This window comes from Lysinibacillus sp. G01H (genome assembly GCF_028872195.1).
Lineage (GTDB): Bacteria > Bacillota > Bacilli > Bacillales_A > Planococcaceae > Lysinibacillus > Lysinibacillus capsici.
This window is the reverse complement of the sequence record NZ_CP118397.1, coordinates 3,517,336-3,541,277: the sequence shown is the minus strand read 5'-3', so window position 1 is coordinate 3,541,277 and position 23,942 is coordinate 3,517,336. Positions and strand designations below refer to the sequence as shown.

Below are 23,942 nucleotides of genomic sequence, written 5' to 3'. Positions count from 1 at the left end.
ATACCCAGGAGGATTAGCTCAGCTGGGAGAGCATCTGCCTTACAAGCAGAGGGTCGGCGGTTCGAGCCCGTCATCCTCCACCATATGCCGGTTTAGCTCAGCAGGTAGAGCAACTGACTTGTAATCAGTAGGTCGTGGGTTCGATTCCTATAGCCGGCACCATTTTTTCGAGCCATTAGCTCAGTTGGTAGAGCATCTGACTTTTAATCAGAGGGTCGAAGGTTCGAGTCCTTCATGGCTCACCATTTTTAAATAATAATAAGCGGGTGTGGCGGAATTGGCAGACGCACTAGACTTAGGATCTAGCGCCGCAAGGCGTGGGGGTTCGACTCCCTTCACCCGCACCATTATTTTCATTGCCAGATAAAAAAACTTATGCACATGCGGAAGTAGTTCAGTGGTAGAACACCACCTTGCCAAGGTGGGGGTCGCGAGTTCGAACCTCGTCTTCCGCTCCAAATGTGCCGGGGTGGCGGAACTGGCAGACGCACAGGACTTAAAATCCTGCGGTAGGTGACTACCGTACCGGTTCGATTCCGGTCCTCGGCACCATTTTAAATGCGCCCGTAGCTCAATTGGATAGAGCGTCTGACTACGGATCAGAAGGTTATGGGTTCGACTCCTGTCGGGCGCGCCAAAAGAACAACGGGAAGTAGCTCAGCTTGGTAGAGCACTTGGTTTGGGACCAAGGGGTCGCAGGTTCGAATCCTGTCTTCCCGACCATTTCCAAAAAAATTATGGGGCCTTAGCTCAGCTGGGAGAGCGCCTGCCTTGCACGCAGGAGGTCAGCGGTTCGATCCCGCTAGGCTCCACCATAAGTAAATTAACCAGTATAAAGATCCTGGCGGCGTAGCTCAGCTGGCTAGAGCGTACGGTTCATACCCGTAAGGTCGGGGGTTCGATCCCCTCTGCCGCCATCTTAAAGGACCTTTAGCTCAGTTGGTTAGAGCAGACGGCTCATAACCGTCCGGTCGCAGGTTCGAGTCCTGCAAGGTCCACCATTTATATATTGTAACGGAGGTATACCCAAGTCTGGCTGAAGGGATCGGTCTTGAAAACCGACAGGCGGGTAACACCGCGCGGGGGTTCGAATCCCTCTACCTCCTCCAGTTTTAAATTTTTATAAATGGTGCTTTAAAAACTCGAAACAGCATAAAATTATCGCGGGGTGGAGCAGTGGTAGCTCGTCGGGCTCATAACCCGAAGGTCGTTGGTTCAAATCCAGCCCCCGCAACCAAAAGGTCCCGTGGTGTAGCGGTTAACATGCCTGCCTGTCACGCAGGAGATCGCCGGTTCGATCCCGGTCGGGACCGCCATTTTTAAAATAAAAGTCATGAGAAGCAAAAGAGTGAGTAAGCTTAGCATGGACGAAATGGGTCAGTAGCTCAGTTGGTAGAGCATTAGATTGAAGCTCTAAGTGTCGGCGGTTCGATTCCGTCCTGACCCACCATTTATGCGGGTGTAGTTTAATGGTAAAACCTCAGCCTTCCAAGCTGATGTCGTGGGTTCGATTCCCATCACCCGCTCCAAGGGCCTATAGCTCAGCTGGTTAGAGCGCACGCCTGATAAGCGTGAGGTCGATGGTTCGAGTCCATTTAGGCCCACCATTATTCCGAAGTAGCTCAGTTGGTAGTAGCACCTGACTGTTAATCAGGTTGTCGCAGGTTCGAGTCCTGCCTTCGGAGCCATTTTTATTTTGGGGAAGTACTCAAGAGGCTGAAGAGGCGCCCCTGCTAAGGGTGTAGGTCGGGTAACCGGCGCGAGGGTTCAAATCCCTCCTTCTCCGCCATGGGCCCGTTGGTCAAGTGGTTAAGACACCGCCCTTTCACGGCGGTAACACGGGTTCGAATCCCGTACGGGTCATACTAAGTGCAGTAGATGAATTTACATCTACTGCACTTTTTAATTTATTAGATACTTAGATTAATAACATAGCTATATTAAATGAAAGCCTACACAGATTAATCATTCTGTGTAGGCTTATTTTTTCAAATTAACGATTAAATTTTTCGTCCTTTTCCATATGGGATGCAAAGAGGTGTACCAAAGATTGGATCTGTCGTCATTTGGCAATCAAGGTCAAACACATGACTAACTAAATCAGTTGTCATAATTTCTTCTGGTTTCCCTTGACGATAGACACCACGGTCACGCACTGTAATAATATGATCGGCATAGCGACAAGCAAGATTAATATCATGTAATACCATAATGATAGTTCGCTTTTGCTGTTGGTTCAATTCGTACAGTAAATCTAAAACGTCTATTTGATGAGTTAAATCTAAGTATGTCGTAGGCTCGTCTAAAAGAATGATATCTGTATCTTGAGCAAGCGTCATAGCTATCCACGCACGTTGACGTTGTCCTCCTGATAGCTCATCTACTGGTCTATCTTGTAAATGCTCAGTACCTGTAGCTTTTAAAGCATTTAAAACGATTTCTTCATCCTTTTCAGTCCACTGTTGTCGCCAACTTTGGTAAGGATAGCGACCTTGTTTCACAAGTTGTAGGACAGTTAATCCTTCTGGTGCAACAGGAGATTGGGGAAGAATAGAGAGGTTTTTAGCCACTTGTTTTGTTGATAATTTAAAAATATCCTCACCATCTAATAAAACGGAGCCTTTTTTAGGTTTTAATAATCGAGCAATGGAGCGTAAGAGTGTGGATTTAATTTAATTATTGGCAATAAATTACGACAAGAAAAAGATTATGCGAAACTTAGCAAAATTGCTCCAACAGTGTTTTCTGAAACATTACGTGGCGACTGGAAAGAGAATTTTAAATTATTCGCTAAAGCAGTAAATCAAGAAACAAAAGGTGAAGAAGTACTAAAAGCTTACGAAGATAAGTTACAAGCACTGAAAGAAGAGCTTGGAGAACAAACCAACCAAGAAGTTTCATTTGTACGCTTTATGGCCGATAAATCTCGTATCTATTACACAGATTCATTCTCAGGTGTGATTTTTGATGCTTTAGGATTTAAACGTGTTGCAGCGCAAGCAGATTTATTTAAAGATAATGCAAAACTAGGAAACTTAGCGATTGAAGTTGGGAAAGAAGCAATCCCTCAAATGGATGGGGATGTTATTTTCTACTTCACGTACATGCCAACAGGTGATGATTCAGCACTAGCAACTGAACAAGAGTGGACACAAGACCCACTTTGGAAAAACTTAACAGCTGTCCAAAAAGGCAATGCACATAAGGTGGATGATGTCATTTGGAATACGGCTGGAGGCATTTTAGCTGCGAATATTATGCTAGATCAAGTGAAAGAAATCTTTGTTAAATAATTTTCTCATAAACTATACATTTATCGGTGTTTGATAAATGTATAGTTTTTTTATTTCCTAATATATACTCTCCTGGTACTATTAAGTTAGATAGACTATGATGTAGATATTGACCGTAAATTGAGGGGGATGGCGATGAAGGAAAAATTAAGGTGGGTTTATAATCAGCATTATTTAGAGCAAGACCATATAAAACAAGCAACTGCAATACTTCCATATTTTTCACTAGACCAAGTGAGAAAGATTGGTCAATTTCAGCGTACATATGAGCATTTTGAGAAGACACCACTCCATCATCTTGAGGCACTATCTTCATATATGGGTGTAGAAAAAATCATGATTAAAGATGAATCTTATCGATTTGGTTTAAATGCCTTTAAAGTTTTAGGCGGAATTTATGCAATTGCACAATATGTTGCCAATAAGCTTGGAAGGAATATAGAGGAGCTATCGTTTGAACAGTTAAAAACCCCAGAAGTAAGAGCGCAAGTAGGCAATCCAACATTTATTTCAACGACAGATGGTAATCATGGTCGTGGTGTGGCCTGGGCGGCAAGAGAACTGGGTTTTCAAGCAAGAATATATATGCCAACTGGTAGCTCCGCTGAGCGGTTACTGCATATTAAAAGTGAAGGGGCTTTTGCTGAAATTACGACAATGAATTATGACGATACTGTTCGTTATACCTCACGGCTTGCACAAGAAAATGGCTGGGTCTTGATTCAGGATACGATGTGGGAAGGCTATGAAGAAATTCCATTATGGATTATGCAGGGGTACACAACCCTTGTACAGGAGATTGTTGAACAGATTCAGCAAGCCCCAACACATGTATTTTTGCAAGCTGGTGTGGGGTCCTTTGCCGGAGCAGTAGTAGCATTTTTACAGCAATACTATGAGCAGGAAATTACATTTGTCTTGGTTGAGCCTCATGTCGCTAATTGCTATTATGAAAGCTTTAAGAAAAATACAGATCAATTTGTCACTGTTGGTGGAGAGATGCAAACAATAATGGCAGGTCTTGCTTGTGGTGAACCTAATCCACAGGCTTGGCAAATCTTAAAAACCTTTATAAAAATAAGTATCTCGTGTGAGGAAGAAATAGCAGCAACGGGTATGCGCGTTCTAGGAAATCCTTTAGCTACAGACACCCGCATTATAGCTGGTGAATCAGGAGCGGCGCCATTTGGTTGCTTTTATGAAATAATGACTAATAAACAATATAAGGAATTAAAACATGCCTTGCACCTAAATGAACATGCAAGGGTGCTGTTTATTAATACAGAGGGTGATACAGATAAAGAGAGTTATCAAGAAATAGTATGGCATGGGAAATATGCGAATCAATAGCAAACTAGTGATTTACTAGTTTGCTATTTTTACTTTTTTTAAAAGGATATGAAGGTATGATTAAGTTTAATTAAAATTTTTTTATTTTACTCTTGACCTTAACGTTGCGTCAAAGCTTACAGTAGCATTAAGTGGAGGTGATGATATGGAATATACCATTCAGGAGCTTGCTCAACTATCGGGTGTTAGTACAAGAACATTGCGTTATTATGATGAAATTGGATTGCTAAAACCAGCAAGAACCAATGAGGCAGGTTATCGATTTTATGGCCAATGGGAGGTCGATATGTTGCAGCAGATTTTATTTTATCGTGCATTAGATATGAAATTAGCGACAATTCAGACTATTGTTCAAGCACCAAATTTTCAGCATGCTGAGGCGCTCAAAACACATAGAGCTGCTTTGCTTCAACGCAAAGAACAGTTGGAAACGATCTTACAGACAGTAGAAAAAACAATACAATCCATTGAGGAGGAACAACCAATGTCAAATGAAGAAAAATTTAAAGGCTTTAAAGAAAAGTTAATGGAGGATAACGAAAAGCAGTACGGCAAAGAAATCCGTGAGAAATATGGGAATGAAACAGTGGATGCATCCAATGCTAAGCTTATGAACATGACGGAGCAACAATATCAAGCGATGCAACAGCTAGAACAGCAAATGTTTGAACGCTTAGCAGAGGCAATGAAACTTGGAGATGCTGCAAGTGACATTGCGATGGAAGTTGCAGAGTTGCATAAACGCTGGCTCAACTTTACGTGGAAAGAGTATTCCAAAGAGGCACATGCAGGGCTGGCACAAATGTATATTGCTGATGAACGTTTTACAGCTTATTATGATGAGCGTGGTGAAACAGGAGCAGCGCAATTTTTGCATGACGCCATTATAGCTTATACAAGTAAGTAAATAGGTCTTCCTTATGCTGACATGTTTTAGAAATCGTAAAATAGGAAAAAATGAAAGCATGAGGAGGAGATTATTGAGGATCAACAAGTAATACAACAATTAAAAAGACAACTAGAGCAAGAATTACAAGAAATAGAACAACGAATAGAAGAATCAGAGCGACCTCAAGCGACAGAACTATCGAATTATGATAATCATCCAGCTGATAATGCAAGTGATTTAACGGATCAGCTTACAGAAATGGCTATTGATGAGCATCGTGGTGATAATGCTGAAGAAATAAAAGAAGCTCTTCAAGCAATGGCAGACGGTACATATGGCAAGTGTGCAGTCTGTGGTAAAGAAATTCCGATTGGTCGCTTAAAGGCAATGCCGCAAGCTCTGACATGTGTGGAGCATGCTGAAAAGAAAGAAGACAGTTTACGACCAGTGGAAGAAGATGTTCTTGCTTCAACACCAAAATCAGATGATTTTATCGAGCTGGAGGAATTCGGCTCTTCTGATACACCACAGGATAAAATGTAGTCAGCTTTTCCTTACAGAAGCAGTATAATAACTGTAGAGGTGAGGATATGAAGATTATTGATTTACATTGTGATGCGCTTTTAAAGTTAACTACTCTTGAAACGGCAAATTTTGCAGAGGATGTGCGACTACATGCTAATCAAAAAAGATTGCAATTAGGGCAAGTAGAGGCTCAAGTGTTCGCTATCTTTATTGACCCAAAAATCGCACAAAATTTGCAATTTCTTGAGGTCATGCGCCAAATCGAAGCATTCCATACTCACGTAATACAAACAGAGGGCATGGTGCATATTACAGATTGGGCACAGTTAGATCAATTAGCTCCACACGAAATAGGAGCCATTTTAAGCTTAGAGGGCTGTAGTGCCATTGGCGAAGATTTAACAAAACTGACAGCTGTACTGGATGCAGGAGTGAAATTAGTAGGTTTAACGTGGAATGAAGAAAATGCTGTGGCTCATGGTGCTGAACAGGATGCAACTCTTGGTTTAAAGCCATTTGGTAAAGAAGTTATACAATTATTAAATGAACGCGATATTATTATTGATGTATCTCATCTAAATGAGCAAAGCTTTTGGGATGTTTTGCCGCTTGCAAAGCATATTATTGCAAGCCATAGTAATGCACGTGCACTATGTGATCACCCGCGTAACTTAACAGATGACCAGGCAAAGGCACTTGTAGAGGCGGGAGGACATATCCATGTAGTTTATTTCCCACTCTTTATAGGCAAAGGTGCAACACTAGACCATTTAGTGGGACATGTGGAGCATTTAGCAAAACTGGTAGGTGTGGAGCATATTGGATTAGGCTCCGATTTTGATGGGATTGATCGGACTGTCAGTGGCTTAGCACATGCAGGAGAGGCGCAAAATTTACTAGAGGCATTACGTACACGCTTTTCAGATGAAGAAGTGTACGATATTGCAAGCAAAAATTTCCGACGCTATGTAAAAAAAGCAGCAACCCGTTAAGGCTGCTGCATCTTAATAAAAGAAATAATGAATTAATAAACCGATTCCTAATAGGAAGCCGAAGAATGTATTTGTTTGCGCTGTATATTTCATCGCAGGCATTACCTCTTTGGCTTCTTTTTTGTCTCGGAAAATTTGAATGGCACGTAATGGTTTTGGAATACTTAGGAAGATGATTAATGCCCAAAAAGTAATACCATCAACTGCTACAAGAGCAATCACCCATAAATAAGAGACGATAAAAAAGCCTGATAACACGGAAATCGCATTATCACGTCCTACCAAAATAGCTAAAGTTTTTCGTCCGCCTTCTGTATCGCCAACAATATCACGTATATTGTTCGATAGCATAATGGCACCGACTAAAATCATGCTTGGTACAGAGAGCAAGACAGCATCCAGTGTTACTGTAAGCGCTTGAATATAGAAGGCAATTAATACAATGCCCATCCCCATTACTGCGCCAGAAACAATTTCACCAAATGGCGAATAGGCGATTGGGTACGGTCCACCTGTATATAAAAAGCCAATAAGCATACAAACAAGTCCGACAGCAGCTAACCACCAAGATGTTGAGGCACATATGTAAATGCCAAGAAGCATGGCAATAGCATAAAAGCTTAATGCAATCATCATAATTGTCTTTGGCTGTACACCATGACGGACAATCGTTCCGCCAATCCCGACGGAATGCTCGTTATCTAATCCTAATTTGTAATCATAATATTCATTGAACATATTCGTTGCTGCTTGTATAAGCATACTTGCAATGAGCATAGCAAAAAATAGTCCAAAATCAATTGTTTCTTTTTCAATTGCTAAGGCAATTGCTGTTCCTAGGAATACAGGAACAAATGAAGCGGTTAAAGTATGTGGACGTGTTAAATGCCACCAAACTTTAAAACCCCTATCAGCTTCAATGACTTTGGTCATAAGGTCTTTCTCTCCTTCAAATGTTGTCGACTCTTCTTATTTTAAACGAAGATTGAGAAAATGGGTAGGTTCACAGCTTATTACATACTGTTTAATGAAAAAAAGTGATACAATAGAACATGCATTTATGAACTGAAAATAAAAAAGAACGATTAGCAACAGGACGAATCACGTGTTGCCAACCAAAATATGATGTGTTATTTAATCATCATTAAAATTATGTACATTGCAACAACGGAGGTAATTTTCATGCAACAGAAGTGGTACCAAGCCACAGAAGTAGAAGTGGACTCTTTGGGCCAAAGCCTTCATTTTTATATGGAAACAATGGAAGTAAGTCGCCTATCTGCACTGGCGTTTTATGCAGCTGGCGAGGAATGTTATAAAGGTGAACGATTTTATTGGCAAAATAGAGAGAAAACAATGACATTAGTTGGGCTAGGACATGCTCATATTATTCAAAACAACGCTAAAGAAAACCGCTTTGATGCAGTTGAAGCGGAATGGAAAAACATAACGAAAAACTGTCCAAAAGGTCAACAAGAGTTACAACCAATTTTGTTTGGCGGTTTTACATTTGATCCTCAAAATAATGTAGATGGGGAATGGACGGATTTCCCAGAGGCTTATTTTGCATTAGCAACGTTTCAACTGGTGATACGCGATGATAAAGCATATGTGAGTATTCATCTTTTGACACAAGACCAACAGGCTGAGGATCAGTTCGAAGCTTTAAGAAAAGAGCGAGATCATTTAATCCATGCAGCTCAGGTTAAAGAAGTGAAAACGTATACAAAACCTGAAATCACAAGTTATTTTGAACCATATAAAGAACCTTATTTAGCCTCAATCGATCAAGTGACAGCATTAATTAAACAGAAAAAGGCAGATAAGGTGGTCATTGCACGATCACTTGCTTTGCAATTTAAAGAGTATGTATCCGCACCACAAGTACTTTCTCAAATTATTCATGAACAGCCAGAAAGCTATTTATTTGGTTTAGAGCATAGACATTTATTGTTTTTCGGAGCATCACCCGAACGACTTGTGAAGGTAGAAGATGGTCGAGCATTTTCTTCTTGTATTGCTGGCTCAATTAAACGAGGTAAGACTGCAGAGGAAGATGAGGCTTTTGGACAAAGTTTATTAAATGACCCTAAAAATGGCGGAGAACATCAGTATGTTGTGGATATGATTGCGGAAACATTCCGTAAAAATTGTGTGGACATGACGGTGCCAGATAGACCACGCTTGTTAAAAATACGAGATATTCAACATTTGTATACACCTGTTGAAGGTCAGTTAAATCAGGATGCAACAATCTTACAATTGACTAAATCATTACACCCAACACCCGCTTTAGGTGGTGTACCACGCACGGAAGCATTGGCAGCCATCCGTAAATATGAGCCGATGAATCGAGGACTGTATGCTGCGCCAATAGGCTGGCTAGATGCAGAGGGGAACGGTGAATTCGCAGTTGCCATTCGTTCAGCAGCCTTATTAAATGATAAAGCTTATTTATATGCAGGCGGTGGAATCGTCGCAGATTCCGAACCACAATCTGAATATGAAGAAACATTAGTAAAATTCCGTCCAATGCTTCGTGCGCTAGGGGGACAATTACATGAGTGAACGAAAAATACTAACAGATTATGTTTATAAAATGGTCGCATCACTAGTGCAGGCTGGTGTAGAAAACGTTGTCGTTAGCCCAGGCTCACGTTCAACGCCGCTTGCTTATGCGGTTGCATCTACTAAACAAGTAAAAATGTATCGGCAGGTAGACGAGCGCTCAGCAGCATTCTTTGCGCTAGGGCTTGCTAAGGCAACTACTAAGCCTGTGGTTCTTTTATGCACATCTGGTACAGCAGCAGCTAACTATTTTCCTGCGATTGTGGAGGCAAGCTATGCACGTGTACCATTAATTATTATAACAGCTGATCGCCCACATGAATTACGTGAGGTAGGCGCTCCACAGGCTATCAACCAACCCAATTTATATGGTTCACATGTGAAGTGGAGTGTTGATTTTCCGTTAGCAGATGGTGCTGAACCAACATTGCCTTTTATTGAGCGCCATCTTGCTCGTGCGGTAGCCATTGCCACGAGCGCACCTTTTGGACCCGTCCATATTAATGTACCTTTCCGTGAACCACTATTAATTGATTTACAGCAGGAGCTACCAGCAGTGACGTTTAAGTACAGCAGTATGGGACAATTAACCCCAACACGTGTGGATCAACAGGAACTATCCTCTATTATACAATCGACTAAAAGAGGTTTTATGATCATTGGTGAGTTAGCTCTTGGTACAGAATTATCCATTGTTTGGGAATTTGTACGTCAGCTGAAGTGGCCTGTCATTGTTGAAAGTTTATCGAATATGCGTACATCCGTACCAGAGGATTGTTTATCATATATCGTGACAACCTATGATGCCATTATGAAGAGTGATGACTTCAAAGCACTGGTGCAACCAGATACAGTAATCCGAATAGGGGCACAACCAGTCTCGAAGTTTATGATGCAATTTATTACAAAGTCACGACCAAATGCATATGTGATTATCGATGAAGATCCTATGTTCAGAGATGCTACAGGCGTATCTACGCATTTTATTCATGCGAATGTCGATCAATGGCTAACAGAATTAGCTATCACTGAAACAGCTATCGAGGAAACATACTTAGCTGAATGGCAAAAAGCGAATCAGCTTGCTTCTATGTATATTGAGCAATATTCAGAGGTAGAAAAAGATGAAGGGGCTATAGTCAGTCGTTTACTCAAAATGATTCCTGACGGTAGTGATATTTTCGTTAGCAGTAGTATGCCAGTACGAGATATTGATACATTTTTATTGGCTACACCGAAAGATTTACGTGTTTTTGCCAATCGAGGAACGAACGGGATTGATGGTGTTGTATCAACAGCAATCGGTTTCAGTCAAGGAAATAATCGAGAAAGTTATTTACTGATTGGTGATTTAGCTTTTTTACATGATGTGAATGGACTCATTGCTTCCAGATATCAGGAATGTAACTTAACGATTATTGTGATGAATAATGATGGTGGTGGTATTTTTTCTTATTTACCACAGTCAACTGTTGAAGATCACTATGAGGATTTATTTGGCACACCGACAGCCCTCGAATTCCGTGATATTGCACATATGTATAATATGGACTATGTACGTGTCGAAACAATCTCTGAGCTTTCTGAAAAATTTTCAACTTGTAAAAACCATTCTTTACGATTAGTTGAAATATTTACAGATAGAACTGAGAATGTGAATGCACATCGAGGTCTATGGAATCGAATTAATGCGGAGTTAAAAGCATGACAAAGTGGATGATTCGTGGTCTTGAAACCCATGTCGACATATGGAATGAAAACGGTGAATACACAGTCGTTGCCTTACATGGATTTACCGGTAGCTCAGCAACATGGCATAATCTAGCACAAGCTCTACCTCATGTGCGTGTTATTGCGGTTGATTTAATCGGACATGGTCAAACAGCTATTCCACAGCACGTACAGCGTTTTTCTATGGAAGAGCAATTACAGGATTTAGAAGAACTATTTTGCCAGCTTCATTTAGAGAAATTTACACTGCTAGGCTATTCAATGGGTGGAAGAATCGCTTTATCCTATGCCATTTCGTATCCAGCTCGCATACATCAGCTCATTTTAGAAAGTGCTTCTCCTGGCTTGCGAACAATGGAAGAGCAACATGAACGTTGTAAGCGAGATGAAGAACTGGCGCAAAAAATAATGACAAATGGTTTACTGTCCTTTGTCAATGCATGGGAAAGCATCCCGCTTTTTGCTTCACAGCAACGTCTACCTAAAAGGGTAAGAGAAACCATTCGAGAAGAGCGACTTTCACAGAAGGAAGAGGGACTTGCTGGTAGCTTGAGAGGTATCGGGACAGGCGTTCAACCTTCAAATTGGGATAGACTGATGCAACTAGAAATACCTGTCCTGCTAATTACCGGTTCATTGGATGAGAAATTTTGTAAAATTGCACTAGAAATGAAAGCGCTATTAAATACTGTTAAGCATTTAACAGTAAATGACGCTGGACATGCAATTCATGTGGAAAATCCCGCTGAGTTTGCTACAATAGTAGAGGAGTATTTAACGTAATATACGATTACGTTAGCGCCTCGCTAGAAACGAGACGAATTTAATGATATAGGAGGCAATTCAATGACACGTCAATGGACAACATTACATACTTATGAAGACATTAAGTATGAGTTCTATAACGGTATCGCAAAAATTACGATTAACCGTCCAGAAGTGCGTAATGCATTCCGCCCAAAAACGGTAATGGAAATGATTGACGCATTCTCACGTGCACGCGATGATAAAAATATCGGTGTTATTATTCTAACTGGTGAAGGTGAACATGCTTTCTGCTCAGGCGGAGACCAAAAAGTTCGCGGTCACGGTGGCTACGTAGGAGAAGATGAAATTCCACGTCTAAACGTTCTTGATTTACAACGTTTAATCCGTGTAATTCCAAAACCTGTAGTAGCAATGGTAGCTGGCTACGCAATTGGTGGAGGACACGTTTTACATGTTGTCTGTGACTTAACAATTGCAGCTGACAATGCTCGCTTTGGACAAACTGGACCAAAAGTAGGTTCATTCGATGCTGGTTATGGCTCAGGCTATCTTGCTCGTATTATTGGTCATAAAAAGGCACGTGAAATTTGGTACCTATGCCGTCAATACGATGCACAACAAGCACTTGATATGGGCTTAGTCAATACAGTTGTGCCTTATGCGCAATTGGAAGATGAGACAGTTCAATGGTGTGAAGAAATGCTTCAAATGTCACCAACTGCACTACGCTTCTTAAAAGCAGCGATGAATGCAGATACAGATGGTTTAGCAGGTCTTCAACAAATGGCTGGAGATGCTACACTTCTTTACTACACAACTGATGAAGCAAAAGAAGGCCGCGATGCATTCAAAGAAAAACGTCAACCAGATTTCGGTCAATTCCCAAGATTCCCTTGATTAATATAGGGTTGAAAGCTCGTATCTTTTGGAGATACGAGCTTTTTATATGTCTTGAGCAGATTGAGGATAAAAATCTAAAAGTAGGGGATAGAAGCGGCTAAGAGGTGGATAAAATTATTAAAGTAGCGGATAGAACTCAATAGGTGAAGGATAGAGGTTTTCACTAAAAAGCTAGATACTACATGGAGTAATAGACAAACTAGATGGGAAAGCGTTAAGATGTAGGGTGATTGGAGTGACAAAGATGTATCCTAACTGGATTTTACAAAGAGCTTATTTAACACCATTGCGCAAGGCACTTACTTTTAAAAAGCAAAGCTGGACTTTTCAAGAATTAAATAATGAATCGATAAAACGTGCTCGACAATTAGTGACACTCGGTATTCAACAGGGTGATCGAATTGCTATTATGGGGCCAAGTAAGCCTGAGCTTGTGATCATGATGTATGCCTGCATGCATCTGCAATGTGAAATGGTGATGCTTAATCGTAGACTTTCACAGGATGAGTTGGCTTATCAGTTAGAGGATTCAGAGGCTGTAGCCGTATTGGTTGCCGATGAGGATATAGCAAAGCTGCCATCTGAAACAACCTATCATTTATTTTCAGCAACTGAAAAGGGTGCAGAGAGTGCAGTAGATATTGTAAAGGAATGGCCTCTTCATCAAACAACTACGATTATGTATACGTCGGGTACAACAGGCTTTCCAAAAGGGGTTCGCCAAACAGTTGGAAATCATCAGGCTAGTGCCACTGCCTCCGTTTTAAATATTGGGCTGCAGGCGCATGACATTTGGCTATGTGCGGTCCCTTTATTCCATATTAGTGGATTCTCCATTTTAGTGCGTTCTCTGCTATATGGAAATCAAATCTTTTTATATGAGCAATTTGATGTAGAAGCTATCGCACAAAATATTATGGATGGGGATGTCACCCATATGTCTGTTGTAGCGGTGACCTTGGAACGAATTCTACATACGCTAGAGCAACGCAATGCGAAAGCTTCCTCTTATTTTAAGTTAATGCTAGCTGGAGGTGGACCTGTTCCCGTTGATTATTTAGCGAGAGCACATGCTTTAAATTTAGCTGTCGCACAAACGTATGGAATGACTGAAACCTCCTCACAAACTGCCACATTGGCAAGTGAAGATGCTATGCGGAAAATTGGTTCTGCTGGAAAGCCTCTATTTTTTAATCAAATAATGATTGCTGAGCCAAATGCTAAAGGTGAAGGGGAAATTTGCATTCGAGGTCCCCATGTTACACCTGGCTATATTGGACGTTTTGCACAAAAAAATGCAACGAAGGCTGGCTGGCTTCATACAGGTGATATTGGTTATGTGGATGAAGAGGGTTATTTATTCGTCATTGATCGAAGGGCAGATTTAATCATTTCAGGGGGAGAAAATATTTATCCTGCAGAAATAGAAAATGTACTACTTACACACCCAGCTGTCAAAGAGGCGGGTGTATGCGGTATGCCTGATGAACAATGGGGACAGGTACCCATCGCATTTATCGTGTTAAATGAGCAGGTATCTGTTGAGCAACTAAAGGCCTTTTGTTTACAGAAACTTGCTAAATATAAAGTACCTAAAGAAATGATTATTACAGACAGTCTTCCGCGCAATGGTGCGGATAAATTGTTGAGACGGAAATTATTACAGTAAAAACTTTGTGAGAGAAGTCTTCTTAAAAGGAAGGCTTCTTTTTTATTTGAACTTTTAGCATGAAATTAATCATTTATTAACATAATAAAAAAAGAGAGGCATAAACTATTTAGTAAAGGAGAATGACTCATATGAGGAAATATATATATAATGTTGTCATTATATTATTTGTTCTACAAATGAGTCATGTGCAAGTATTTGCAAACTATGAAAAAGAAGATGTAGCAACAGCTCATTCAATTGAAACACTACAATCTCTCATTAATAAAGAAGTTATGCATCTATCATCCGAATTCTCGATTCGTTATACTGGTGACTTAGCCAAGATAAAGGATGAACTAACGGAAATTACTAAAAATGCAATTGAAAACTCTTATATTTATACTAATATTTCTAGTTTCCAATGGAAGTACGAAGGTTATAGCAATAATATCGTCATTGCCTTTGCATTTACGTACCATCTCTCACAAACAGAGGCGTTATTTGTAGAGCAAACTTTGGAAAATATTATTGCACCTATGCATGGATTAAGTGACATAGAAAAACTACAGGCTGCACATGATTTTATTGTATTGTCCGCGGAATACTCTAAGGAAACAGAAGGAAGTCAATATTCTCCTTATACATTATTAACGGAGAATAAGGGCGTCTGTCAGGCATATGCTTTAGTGCTATATAGAATGTTAGAAATGTTGGGCTTTGAGGTACAATATGTACCTGGAAAAGTAGGAGAACAGCTACATGCCTGGGTATTAGTGAAACTTGATCATGCTTGGTATCATATTGATGTGACATGGGATGACCCTTTGCCTGATCGTAAAGGAGAAGTGCGTTATCAATATTTTTTAGTGTCTGATCGCCAATTAGCACAAGATCATACATGGGATTATGCAAATTTCCCTGCTGCAACAAGCGAGAAATATATAGATTTGCAGGAAGAAACAAAAAGACTAAGTTTAGCAACACCTATACAACATCAATTGAATCAAATTATGGGGTTATCAATCATCGAAGAAAATCGGTTAGCCGTACAACCATTAGTGGAACAGCCGATGAAGCTTATTACTCAAAAAACAAATAAACAAGACAATTCAATTCAGTTTAACTTTACGGAGTGGCCACCGATGCTAGTAGAAAGTAGTATAACGGCTTTTGTTGTCCTTCAGCCAAAATTTAAGCATGTAACTAAGCAAAAAGCAATGAAGTGGCTAGGGTCTTTTTATCGAACGGGAAAACGAATGCCACAAGAAAAATACGTCATAATAAAGGAGGTGTCCCAATAGCGGGCACCTCCTTACTCATATTATTGAACGCTTAAAGCTTTTTCTAATGTTTGAATATTTTTTTGCATCAATGTGAAATAGGTTTCTTTATTTTTTTCATCATCAGCTGTTAATACGCTTAAATTATGCAAGACAAGAGATTCTGCACCAACTTCTTTTTGAATAATCTCTGCTAATTTGGAAGAGACGTTTTGTTCAAATAAAATATAGTGAATGTGCAATTCATTTGCTTTGTCTACAATCTTTGTTAATTCCTTTTGAGATGGCTCATTTTGTGAATTCAAGCCAGCAATCGGCACTTGAGTTAAGCCGTATTGACCTGCAATATAGCCAAATGCAGCATGGGATACAAAGAATGTTTTATTTTGTGCTTTGTCAGTCATTGCTTTGAAATCTTGATCTAAATCCTGCAATTCTTTTACTAACGCATCATAATTTGTGTTAAAAGTTGCCTCCTGTGCTGGCATTTTTTCAACTAGTGTGTTTTTAATAGCCAGTGCTAAGTCTTGACTAATTGTAGGAGATAACCAAACATGCGGATCGATATCCCCATGCTCATGCTCATCATGTCCATGTTCTTCAGCTTCATGTTCATGATTGTCCTCTGCTGTACCGTGCTCATGCTCATCATGTGCGTCTACTTCATGTTCTTCATCTTCTGCATGAACATGTCCTGTGCTTACAGCTAATTTTTCATCTGAAACTTCATCAGCAGTTGCCACCATTGTGACATCTTCGTTCGCTAAAGTTTTTTTAGCGTTTTCTACAAAGCCTTCAAGTCCTAAGCCAATATAGAAAAAGATATCAGCATCTGCTAATTTCATCATATCTTTTTGAGTTGGCTCGAAGGTATGTTCATTCGCACCAGCTGGGTATATAGAAGCTACTTCAACATAATCTCCACCAATGCGCTGTGCAAAATAGCTTAACGGATAAACCGTTGTATAAATACTTAATTTATCTTTTTTCTCAGTCTTTTGGGATGTGGACGATTTGTCTCCACAAGCGGCAGTAAATAAAGCAAGAACTGCGACTAACAGTAATACATATAGTTTTTTCATATAAGTAAGATACCTCTCTTAAATAGTAATCATTACGATTTATTTTTTAGAACAGTTATTATGATAACGCACAACTTAAAAAAGTACAAGAAAAAAATGCCCTCCGAAATTAATTCTTTTTCGAAGGCCATTTTTCAGGCACAGGATCAAAGCCACCAGGATGAAATGGATGGCATTTGGATATACGTGTAATGGTTAAGAGGAAGCCTTTGAATGCACCGTGCTTTTGAAAAGCTTCGAGCCCATAAGAAGAACAGGTAGGATGAAAACGACACGTAGGTGGCGTCATAGGTGAAATAAATTTTCTATAAAACTGGATGAGCCAAATAAAGGGGTATTTCATCGTTGCTCTTCCTTTTGCTGAGACGTAAGTTGTTCAGGCTTTGGATCAATTGTTTGTGTAAAAATATTATTTTTTTTCTTCATAATGATAATGACAGAAACACCAAACATTAGCATCATCATCGCAATCATAATGATAATTGGTAAAGGTACGCCCATTTCTTTCACTCCAAATTCAGTAATGGTATTTAATTTTCCTCTTGATGATAGCTTTGCTTCGGTTTTTCATCAACAGTATGTTTAAAGGCATAGGCACGGTTGACACTGATAATTGTCGCAATGGTGATTAAAATAACGATGATAACTGCGACTATTAAGAGCGTAGTTAAACTCATAGTATTCACTCCGTTCTTTATTCATCATACCTATTATAAATTATCTGGTCCTATTAATTGTGAAGGAAGTTTGACATAAAAGCGAATAAAACAACACCTATCACTCCATACTATGGAAAAAGGAGTGAATCGTAAAGATGGATCGTCAGCGCGTATATTTTTCACTTGCCAATAGAACGTATTATACCAACCCATATGCAGGCCCATGGAATTTCGAACTCAATGTAGATCGACAAGCATTAGATGTGTTTGAGAGAATCTTTCAGCAAATGCAACTGTTGGAAATTTCGAATGCATGGCGTGCACAGTTACCGTATTTACAGTATCACCTAGATAGAGAAAATGATGAAATAGATAAAAGATTAATGAAAATCTATGCACTTGTTCATGAATATGGAGATGATGATACGAAGGCATTCGTTGAGCAGCTTCCTTATTTCAATAAGCGTGTCTAGCGAATAGGGGAAAAGGTCACTGAATCAGAAGTGACCTTTTCTTCTATTAACAAATGGCTTTTAAAATTGTAAAAACCGCTTCTCGAGGGACGATGATGGGGATAGTGAGTTGATCTTTAATCATGTTTTTCATTGTTGTGGAATAGCCCATACAATCAAGAATAAGCAAATCAGCTCCTTGCTCTTCTAATTGTTGTGCTTTTGACAATAAATGTTGGTTATCAAAGTGATATGGGGAGCTTGCTGAAAAAGTTACATCGAACTGTGCTTTTTGCCATTTCTCTGCAACCGATTGTTGTTGTTCGGGTTCGGGACCTATTAAACCAATGGCTAATTCTGTATGTAAGCCCTTCACTAAATTAGTCATCATACGATCAGGTAATAAAAGATTTTTATAGGATAATTTATTCGCAAAATCTCCTGTACACATAAGTAGTATCCAAGTGAATTCATGTAGATCATCAATGCAGCTTTGAATATAAGGCATGAGCTTTTGTTTACTGAGCTTTACTTGTCGACCATTGGTAAGAAGTGTTACTAAAACATCTGAGTCCTCACAAGAAGGCGAAAGTGTAGCAATTTCCTCAGAGGAAAGTGAATCCAGTACACCGAATTCATGAACATGTAAACCTGCTTCTCTTAATTGCTGTATATCCTCTGCCATATCTTTACGTGGTGCCTGACCAATTGTTACAACGGCAATTTTCGAATGTTGCATTGCGCTCACTCCGCTTCGTAATATTTTTGTCCATTTACATAAGTTTGTAAAACCTTTGCTTCTGTTTCAAAAATAGGGTGCGACCAAACAACAAAATCAGCATCTTTGCCTTCCTCAAGGCTACCAATGCGGTGATCTAGCTGTACAAGCTTAGCTGCATTGATCGTAATGCTTTTGAGGGCTGTGTCTTCATCTAAACCATAACGAATCGCTTCTGTGGCACAATACTTTAAGTATTGAATTGGTACAAATGGATGATCTGTCATGATAGCAAACGGAATATTATGTTCTTTAAAAATGCCAGCAATTGCTGGTGTAGAATGACGCGTTTCGTATTTAGATGGCGTTAACATATAAGGACCAAGCGTTGCATGGAATCCACTTTCTTTAACGGCATCCACAATGAGATAGCCTTCTGTGCAGTGTTCTAAATGAAGCTTCACATTAAATTCTTTGGCAATTCTAATTGCTGTCATAATGTCATCTGCTCTATGGCAGTGAAGGCGAAGTGGCATGTCGCCTCGAAGAACCTCAATAAACGGGCGTAACTCAGCATTTTGTTTAATTTGCTCAGTTTGTTGTTGTTCATTGAGTTGACTTGCACGTTGGAAACCATCTCGTAAAAGCTGTGCAATGGCCATGCGAGTCATCGGCTTGCGCTTATACTGATTGCCAAAGACGTTTTTCGGATTTTCCCCTAGGGCCCCCTTTAAACCGCTCCGCTCTACTAAAACACGAGAGGAAAGGGTAGGCCCTGCTGTTTTAAGAATGCTCCAAATGCCACCAATGACATTGGCACTACCTGGCCCAGTTTGTACAGTGGTTACGCCACCTTCTAACGCATGTTGAAAAGAAAAGTGTCGGATATCTACACTGTCTAAAGCGTGCATAAGAGGTGTAAAGGGTTCGCTATATTCATTGGCATCATTAATGTCTTCAGTGACTTCAGCCCATGTTCCAACATGGGCATGAATATCAATTAACCCTGGTGTAACATAAGCTCCCTGTAGATCAACTAGCTCTGCTTGTGAGGGGAATTCTTTGGCTGGTCCAATATAGACAATACGCCCATCTTCGATCCATAACTGTTCACAAGTATCGTTCTGCTCATTGACTGTAAGAAACTTCGCATGATGATAAATAATCATTGTGTAAACCCTTCTTCCCGTGCATAAACTTTTGTTCCTTTAATATAGGTTGCGATAACCTGGGCATCTAAATTTAATGGATGCTTATCCCAAATAACAAAATCAGCAAGAAGACCATCACGAATAGCACCTGTTTTATGGGCGATCCCTAGAAAACTTGCAGCCCCTGTTGTGAGAGCATATAGCACGTCCTGGCGTGCCATACCTTCTCTTACAGCTAAGCAACCTTCTAATGTTAGATGAGAGGTGCTACTAACAGGATGATCCGTACAAAAAACGAATGGAATATTGTTCTTAAACAGTTGATGATACAGTTTGGGTGATAGTGCCATCATCTCATTGTGTTCAATATATCGAAATGTGGGACCAGCTATAACCGTATTAAAGGATGTTTCATGAAGGAATGTAACTTCAGTGCCATGGATAATATGAAAATCAAAAATTGACCCAAATTCTTGTTGAAGGCGGCTAACGAATTCAAGATCAACGGCTTTGTGAGCTCGAATAACGATTTTCGTAATGGACGGCTCTTGTTGCTGAATTTGTTGTAATGTTTCTCTTAAAATTTTAGCAATGCCCATACGTGTGAGTGGTTTTTTCTTTTCAGCGAAAAATGTACTTTTTGCCTGATGTCCAATAGAGAAGGAATAAGCCACATCTTTTGAAATAACCATTTCATCAACCGTTGTATGTGTATGATGTATAATAGCCGTTTTTGCACCTATCAAGCTTTTAGGTGAGGGAACAATATGAGATGCCGTCACCCCATGAGAAACAGCTTTTTGAAAAGCAGTATCAAATGGGTATATGCCATCAACTACAGAATATTGCAGATGTGAGTCAAATTCATAGCTATCATCTCCTTCCCAACGAATCCCTATTTCAGCTAGACCGATTTGTGAGCAGCTATCGATAAAACCTGGTGTAATATAGTAGCCATCTAAATCCAACTCTGTTTCAGGTGAATTAGTAGCGGGTTCAAAGTATTGCCCTTGTACTTGAAAAGATTGCTTATTAAAGCTACGAGTCTCAGAATTAAAAACAAGTCCATTTATATAGCGTGTCATCGGATCAAATCTCTCCTTATGAAGAGAAAAGCGGAGACTGGTATCTCCACTTTTCAAGTTTAATTATTTTGTAATGGATACGTTTGTGCCATTTGGATGGACAATTTGTACGGAGTTATCAGCAGAAACCTCAAAGCCCTGTACTTTTTTGTTTACACCTGCAACCGTTTGTGTTGCCTCTAATTCAATACGTGGAACATCAGCTAAAATCAACTTTAATGCTTCTTGGTATAATTTTGCACGTTCTTCTTGCACCACTGTTTCTGATACGGCACGTTCTAATAATTTATCCACTTCTGGATTGCTGTAGCCTTTACCATTTCCTAACGCACCAATTTGATTTGTGTGGAATAATTGATAAAGGAAGAAATAAGGATCTGGGTACCAAGTCCAGCCACCAATATTCATTGGCGCATTACCCTTTGCCACAGTATCACTGTAAGTACCCCATTCAAGCACTTTTATTTCCACATCAATATTTAAGTTCTTCTTTAACTGACTTTGGAAAATCGTTGCGTAAGGAACACGTGCTTCTGATACAAAAATCTCTGTCTTGAACCCATCAGCATAACCAGCCTCTGCTAGTAATTTTTTTGCTTCTTCTGGATTATACTTTGGTACCATATCAACTAACGATTGATCATATCCCCATGAACCTGGTGGTAATGGTAAATAAGAAACATCGCCGCCACCCCATTGGTTAACGCCAGAAATAATTTCCTCTACATTTGTTGCCATATAAATTGCTTCACGAACGCGCTTGTCAGCAGTTGGACCTACTTTGTTATTAAGATCAAGATAAACAATAGATAGACCTGGATTTGTTAAAAGCTCAAGGTTACTATCTTGATTGATGATTTCTCGGTTTTGACCTTTAACATCCATGGCAATATCAATATCACCAGAACGTAATGCGTTTGTCATCATATTTTGATCGGAGATAAATTTCATTGTTAAGTTATCGATATTCGGCTTATCGCCCCAGTAATTACCGTGACGAACTAATTTTACCTCTTGGTCTTTTTTCCATTCAGTTAGTTGGAATGGACCTGTACCAACAAAGTGTTCAGAAAAATTATCGCCCCATCCTTCAACCTCTTCTTTTGGAATAATAATATTCCCTGCATCCGTTAGCATAGCAAGTAGGGCAGCATTCGGTGTAGCTAAGTGAATCTCTACCTCATAATCCGATAACACTTTCACTTCTGTCACACCACTTAAACGATTCATAGCAGATTCTTTAGCAGAGCGTTCTAAAGAGTATTTCACATCTTCAGCTGTCATTTCACGGCCATCCTGATACTGACCTTTTTGGAATTTAACACCTTCGCGTAATTTGAATGTGTAGACTAACATATCCTCTGATACATTCCATTCTGTTGCTAACGATGGGATGATATCAGATAGATCTTTGTTATAAACAACTAACGTATCACCCATTTGACGCATTACCTGTGATTCATAAACCCCTGTATATTTGATCGGATCAAACGTTTTTGCATTGGCTGACAGACCGACATTTAATGTGCCTCCAGAAGTAGCTTCTCCCTCTTTTTCATCCGTTGAAGTACTTTTCTCATTGTTTCCACCACAAGCTGCTAAAACACCAATTAGTAAAGTTAAAAAGAGTAGTAGTAAAGACTTTCTTACGTTTAATTTCTTCATATGCACTAGCCTCCTTAGTTTTTGTTTCACAATATGAACCGTTGATTCAAAAATGGTAGGTTCGAGATTAAAATTAGCACATTTGTAAACAGAAAGTAAATATAAAATTACAAAGATTCAGAAAAAAATATATTTACAAACAATTATTATGTGGTGTACTATGTGGTTATTCACAATATGAACCACTGATTCTAATAATGAAAAGGAGGTCTTGCTAAGATGGGCTCATTTATTTTAAAAAGATTAGTTAACCTCATCCCGACACTGCTAGTAGTAGGAATTATCGTCTTTATTATTACGCGAATGATTCCTGGTGACCCGGCTTCAGTCATGCTTGGACCACAAGCGAGTGTAGAAGATGTAGAGAATTTAAGAGAAGAGCTAGGATTAAATAAATCCATGCCTTCGCAATTTATTTCATATGTAGGAGATCTAGCACAGTTAAATTTAGGATATTCCTATTCTTATAGTGAGTCTGTCATCGGACTTATTCTCGAAAGGTTCCCTAATACAGTGATATTGGCATTGGCAGCGCTGTTAATAGCAGTCGTGATTGGCATCCCAGCAGGAATATTTGCAGCGAGAAAGCAAAATACCATCATTGATTATGTTGTTATGCTTGTGTCGTTAGTTGGTGTATCCATGCCAATTTTCTGGTTGGGCATCATGCTTGTTTTATTCTTTAGTGTTAATCTTGGTTGGTTCCCGGCGACTGGGATGGGGAATATCAGCGATGGACTCTGGACCTATTTGAAGCATTTAATTTTGCCAGCATTTGCTTTAGCAACGATTCCAATGGCGACATTTGCACGGATTACCCGTTCAAGTATGTTAGAGGTTATTTCGCAAGATTATATTAAAACAGCTCGTTCTAAAGGTATTAAAGAATATTTAGTAATTGGTAAACATGCATTTAAGAATGCACTAACACCGATTTTAACCGTGTTAGGAATGCAAATTTCTAATTTACTGGGCGGAGCGGTTTTAACAGAAACAATTTTTAGTTGGCCTGGTATGGGTCGATTAATTGTAGATGCCATTGATAAACGTGACTTTGTAGTCGTCCAAGGTACTGTTATTTTCATTGCGTTTATCTTTGTGCTTGTTAACTTAGTAGTCGATGTACTTTATAAAGTGGTGAATCCTAAGGTCAATTTAGAATCGGATGGGGGGAAAAAATAAC

At 39.6% G+C, this 23,942-nt stretch carries 21 protein-coding genes, 20 tRNA genes and 2 pseudogenes; 33 read left to right on the top strand and 10 right to left on the bottom strand.

Annotated features, from left to right (window positions below):
* Positions 1-7 precede the first annotated feature (7 nt).
* The 20 genes from PSR12_RS17980 to PSR12_RS17885 all read left to right on the top strand — a co-directional run bounded on the left by PSR12_RS17980 (position 8) and on the right by PSR12_RS17885 (position 1,863).
* Positions 8-83: transfer RNA gene (locus PSR12_RS17980), tRNA-Val, on the top strand.
* A gap of 3 nt (positions 84-86) precedes the next feature.
* Positions 87-162: transfer RNA gene (locus PSR12_RS17975), tRNA-Thr, on the top strand.
* 7 nt (positions 163-169) lie between these two features.
* Positions 170-245 (top strand) — tRNA-Lys (locus tag PSR12_RS17970).
* A gap of 17 nt (positions 246-262) precedes the next feature.
* Positions 263-347: transfer RNA gene (locus tag PSR12_RS17965), tRNA-Leu, on the top strand.
* A 36-nt stretch (positions 348-383) separates the two neighbouring features.
* Positions 384-458: transfer RNA gene (locus PSR12_RS17960), tRNA-Gly, on the top strand.
* Between the two features lie 5 nt (positions 459-463).
* A tRNA-Leu gene (locus PSR12_RS17955) sits at positions 464-552 on the top strand.
* Positions 553-560: 8 nt separating this feature from the next.
* Positions 561-637 (top strand) — tRNA-Arg (locus tag PSR12_RS17950).
* 9 nt (positions 638-646) lie between these two features.
* Positions 647-723 (top strand) — tRNA-Pro (locus tag PSR12_RS17945).
* Between the two features lie 16 nt (positions 724-739).
* A tRNA-Ala gene (locus PSR12_RS17940) sits at positions 740-815 on the top strand.
* Between the two features lie 28 nt (positions 816-843).
* A tRNA-Met gene (locus PSR12_RS17935) sits at positions 844-917 on the top strand.
* Between the two features lie 7 nt (positions 918-924).
* Positions 925-1,001 (top strand) — tRNA-Ile (locus PSR12_RS17930).
* Between the two features lie 15 nt (positions 1,002-1,016).
* Positions 1,017-1,109, top strand: a tRNA-Ser gene (locus tag PSR12_RS17925).
* 53 nt (positions 1,110-1,162) lie between these two features.
* Positions 1,163-1,237, top strand: a tRNA-Met gene (locus PSR12_RS17920).
* Between the two features lie 3 nt (positions 1,238-1,240).
* Positions 1,241-1,316, top strand: a tRNA-Asp gene (locus PSR12_RS17915).
* Between the two features lie 58 nt (positions 1,317-1,374).
* A tRNA-Phe gene (locus tag PSR12_RS17910) sits at positions 1,375-1,450 on the top strand.
* A 5-nt stretch (positions 1,451-1,455) separates the two neighbouring features.
* A tRNA-Gly gene (locus PSR12_RS17905) sits at positions 1,456-1,529 on the top strand.
* A 1-nt stretch (position 1,530) separates the two neighbouring features.
* Positions 1,531-1,607 (top strand) — tRNA-Ile (locus tag PSR12_RS17900).
* A 4-nt stretch (positions 1,608-1,611) separates the two neighbouring features.
* Positions 1,612-1,688 (top strand) — tRNA-Asn (locus PSR12_RS17895).
* A gap of 10 nt (positions 1,689-1,698) precedes the next feature.
* Positions 1,699-1,789, top strand: a tRNA-Ser gene (locus PSR12_RS17890).
* Between the two features lie 2 nt (positions 1,790-1,791).
* Positions 1,792-1,863: transfer RNA gene (locus tag PSR12_RS17885), tRNA-Glu, on the top strand.
* A 137-nt stretch (positions 1,864-2,000) separates the two neighbouring features.
* Here the strand turns inward: PSR12_RS17885 and PSR12_RS17880 are convergent.
* Positions 2,001-2,669 (bottom strand): annotated as a pseudogene (locus PSR12_RS17880) (ABC transporter ATP-binding protein); the annotation flags it as partial.
* On the opposite strand from PSR12_RS17880, the pseudogene PSR12_RS17875 reads away from it, so the two are divergent.
* The 5 genes and pseudogenes from PSR12_RS17875 to PSR12_RS17855 all read left to right on the top strand — a co-directional run.
* Positions 2,670-3,293 (top strand): annotated as a pseudogene (locus PSR12_RS17875) (ABC transporter substrate-binding protein); the annotation flags it as partial.
* Between the two features lie 135 nt (positions 3,294-3,428).
* On the top strand, positions 3,429-4,643 hold the full coding sequence (locus PSR12_RS17870) for a diaminopropionate ammonia-lyase (RefSeq protein ID WP_274769996.1): 1,215 nt from the start codon (positions 3,429-3,431) through the stop codon (positions 4,641-4,643).
* Between the two features lie 145 nt (positions 4,644-4,788).
* Positions 4,789-5,550, top strand: a complete 762-nt coding sequence (locus PSR12_RS17865) for a MerR family transcriptional regulator (protein ID WP_221681082.1) — start codon at positions 4,789-4,791, stop codon at positions 5,548-5,550.
* A gap of 72 nt (positions 5,551-5,622) precedes the next feature.
* On the top strand, positions 5,623-6,075 hold the full coding sequence (locus PSR12_RS17860; protein WP_274773493.1) for a TraR/DksA C4-type zinc finger protein: 453 nt from the start codon (positions 5,623-5,625) through the stop codon (positions 6,073-6,075).
* Positions 6,076-6,122: 47 nt separating this feature from the next.
* Positions 6,123-7,049: a dipeptidase gene (locus tag PSR12_RS17855; protein WP_274769994.1), complete on the top strand. Its 927-nt coding sequence runs from the start codon at positions 6,123-6,125 to the stop codon at positions 7,047-7,049.
* 12 nt (positions 7,050-7,061) lie between these two features.
* On the opposite strand, the gene PSR12_RS17850 is transcribed toward PSR12_RS17855, so the two are convergent.
* The gene (locus tag PSR12_RS17850) at positions 7,062-7,982 is read right to left on the bottom strand and encodes a 1,4-dihydroxy-2-naphthoate polyprenyltransferase (protein WP_036078494.1); all 921 of its coding nucleotides are present in this window, start codon (positions 7,980-7,982) and stop codon (positions 7,062-7,064) included.
* Positions 7,983-8,231: 249 nt separating this feature from the next.
* Here PSR12_RS17850 and PSR12_RS17845 point away from each other — a divergent pair, with 249 nt between their 5' ends.
* From PSR12_RS17845 to PSR12_RS17820, 6 genes are all read left to right on the top strand, one after another.
* A complete protein-coding gene (locus PSR12_RS17845) occupies positions 8,232-9,617 on the top strand; it encodes an isochorismate synthase (RefSeq protein ID WP_221681079.1) in 1,386 nt (461 codons plus the stop codon).
* Entirely contained in the window at positions 9,610-11,325 is a 1,716-nt protein-coding gene (gene menD, locus PSR12_RS17840) for a 2-succinyl-5-enolpyruvyl-6-hydroxy-3-cyclohexene-1-carboxylic-acid synthase (protein WP_274769990.1), read from the top strand. Before PSR12_RS17845 ends, menD begins: the two co-directional genes overlap by 8 nt.
* Positions 11,322-12,131, top strand: coding sequence for a 2-succinyl-6-hydroxy-2,4-cyclohexadiene-1-carboxylate synthase (gene menH, locus PSR12_RS17835; protein WP_221681077.1), 810 nt, complete (start codon positions 11,322-11,324; stop codon positions 12,129-12,131). Before menD ends, menH begins: the two co-directional genes overlap by 4 nt.
* A 63-nt stretch (positions 12,132-12,194) precedes the next feature.
* Positions 12,195-13,013 (top strand): 1,4-dihydroxy-2-naphthoyl-CoA synthase, encoded by an 819-nt coding sequence (menB, locus tag PSR12_RS17830; protein ID WP_004225917.1) that lies wholly within the window; start codon positions 12,195-12,197, stop codon positions 13,011-13,013.
* Between the two features lie 247 nt (positions 13,014-13,260).
* A complete protein-coding gene (locus PSR12_RS17825; RefSeq protein WP_274773492.1) occupies positions 13,261-14,685 on the top strand; it encodes an o-succinylbenzoate--CoA ligase in 1,425 nt (474 codons plus the stop codon).
* A 131-nt stretch (positions 14,686-14,816) separates the two neighbouring features.
* Positions 14,817-15,968 carry a transglutaminase domain-containing protein gene (locus PSR12_RS17820; protein ID WP_274769988.1) on the top strand — a complete coding sequence of 384 codons (1,152 nt, stop codon included), beginning with the start codon at positions 14,817-14,819 and terminating at the stop codon, positions 15,966-15,968.
* A gap of 20 nt (positions 15,969-15,988) precedes the next feature.
* On the opposite strand, the gene PSR12_RS17815 is transcribed toward PSR12_RS17820, so the two are convergent.
* The 4 genes from PSR12_RS17815 to ytzI all read right to left on the bottom strand — a co-directional run bounded on the left by PSR12_RS17815 (position 15,989) and on the right by ytzI (position 17,706).
* The gene (locus PSR12_RS17815; RefSeq protein WP_274769986.1) at positions 15,989-17,029 is read right to left on the bottom strand and encodes a metal ABC transporter solute-binding protein, Zn/Mn family; all 1,041 of its coding nucleotides are present in this window, start codon (positions 17,027-17,029) and stop codon (positions 15,989-15,991) included.
* Positions 17,030-17,138: 109 nt separating this feature from the next.
* A complete protein-coding gene (gene yidD / locus PSR12_RS17810; RefSeq protein WP_016992521.1) occupies positions 17,139-17,372 on the bottom strand; it encodes a membrane protein insertion efficiency factor YidD in 234 nt (77 codons plus the stop codon).
* On the bottom strand, positions 17,369-17,530 hold the full coding sequence (locus PSR12_RS17805) for a hypothetical protein (RefSeq protein ID WP_016992522.1): 162 nt from the start codon (positions 17,528-17,530) through the stop codon (positions 17,369-17,371). The genes yidD and PSR12_RS17805 overlap by 4 nt, the downstream gene beginning before the upstream one ends.
* Positions 17,531-17,559: 29 nt before the next feature.
* Positions 17,560-17,706 (bottom strand): YtzI protein, encoded by a 147-nt coding sequence (gene ytzI, locus PSR12_RS17800; protein ID WP_221681073.1) that lies wholly within the window; start codon positions 17,704-17,706, stop codon positions 17,560-17,562.
* A gap of 137 nt (positions 17,707-17,843) precedes the next feature.
* Between ytzI and PSR12_RS17795 the strand changes: the two genes are divergently transcribed.
* Complete coding sequence (locus PSR12_RS17795; protein ID WP_221681072.1) at positions 17,844-18,161, top strand: transposase; 318 nt, start codon at positions 17,844-17,846, stop codon at positions 18,159-18,161.
* Positions 18,162-18,207: 46 nt separating this feature from the next.
* On the opposite strand, the gene PSR12_RS17790 is transcribed toward PSR12_RS17795, so the two are convergent.
* The 4 genes from PSR12_RS17790 to PSR12_RS17775 all read right to left on the bottom strand — a co-directional run bounded on the left by PSR12_RS17790 (position 18,208) and on the right by PSR12_RS17775 (position 22,759).
* A complete protein-coding gene (locus PSR12_RS17790) occupies positions 18,208-18,879 on the bottom strand; it encodes an AroM family protein (protein ID WP_257520394.1) in 672 nt (223 codons plus the stop codon).
* A 5-nt stretch (positions 18,880-18,884) separates the two neighbouring features.
* Positions 18,885-20,027, bottom strand: a complete 1,143-nt coding sequence (locus tag PSR12_RS17785; RefSeq protein ID WP_221681070.1) for an amidohydrolase — start codon at positions 20,025-20,027, stop codon at positions 18,885-18,887.
* Positions 20,024-21,094 carry an amidohydrolase family protein gene (locus tag PSR12_RS17780; RefSeq protein WP_221681069.1) on the bottom strand — a complete coding sequence of 357 codons (1,071 nt, stop codon included), beginning with the start codon at positions 21,092-21,094 and terminating at the stop codon, positions 20,024-20,026. Before PSR12_RS17780 ends, PSR12_RS17785 begins: the two co-directional genes overlap by 4 nt.
* Positions 21,095-21,157: 63 nt before the next feature.
* Positions 21,158-22,759 carry an ABC transporter substrate-binding protein gene (locus tag PSR12_RS17775; RefSeq protein WP_221681068.1) on the bottom strand — a complete coding sequence of 534 codons (1,602 nt, stop codon included), beginning with the start codon at positions 22,757-22,759 and terminating at the stop codon, positions 21,158-21,160.
* A 219-nt stretch (positions 22,760-22,978) separates the two neighbouring features.
* Between PSR12_RS17775 and PSR12_RS17770 the strand changes: the two genes are divergently transcribed.
* Complete coding sequence (locus PSR12_RS17770) at positions 22,979-23,941, top strand: ABC transporter permease (RefSeq protein ID WP_004225947.1); 963 nt, start codon at positions 22,979-22,981, stop codon at positions 23,939-23,941.
* Position 23,942: the final 1 nt, after the last annotated feature.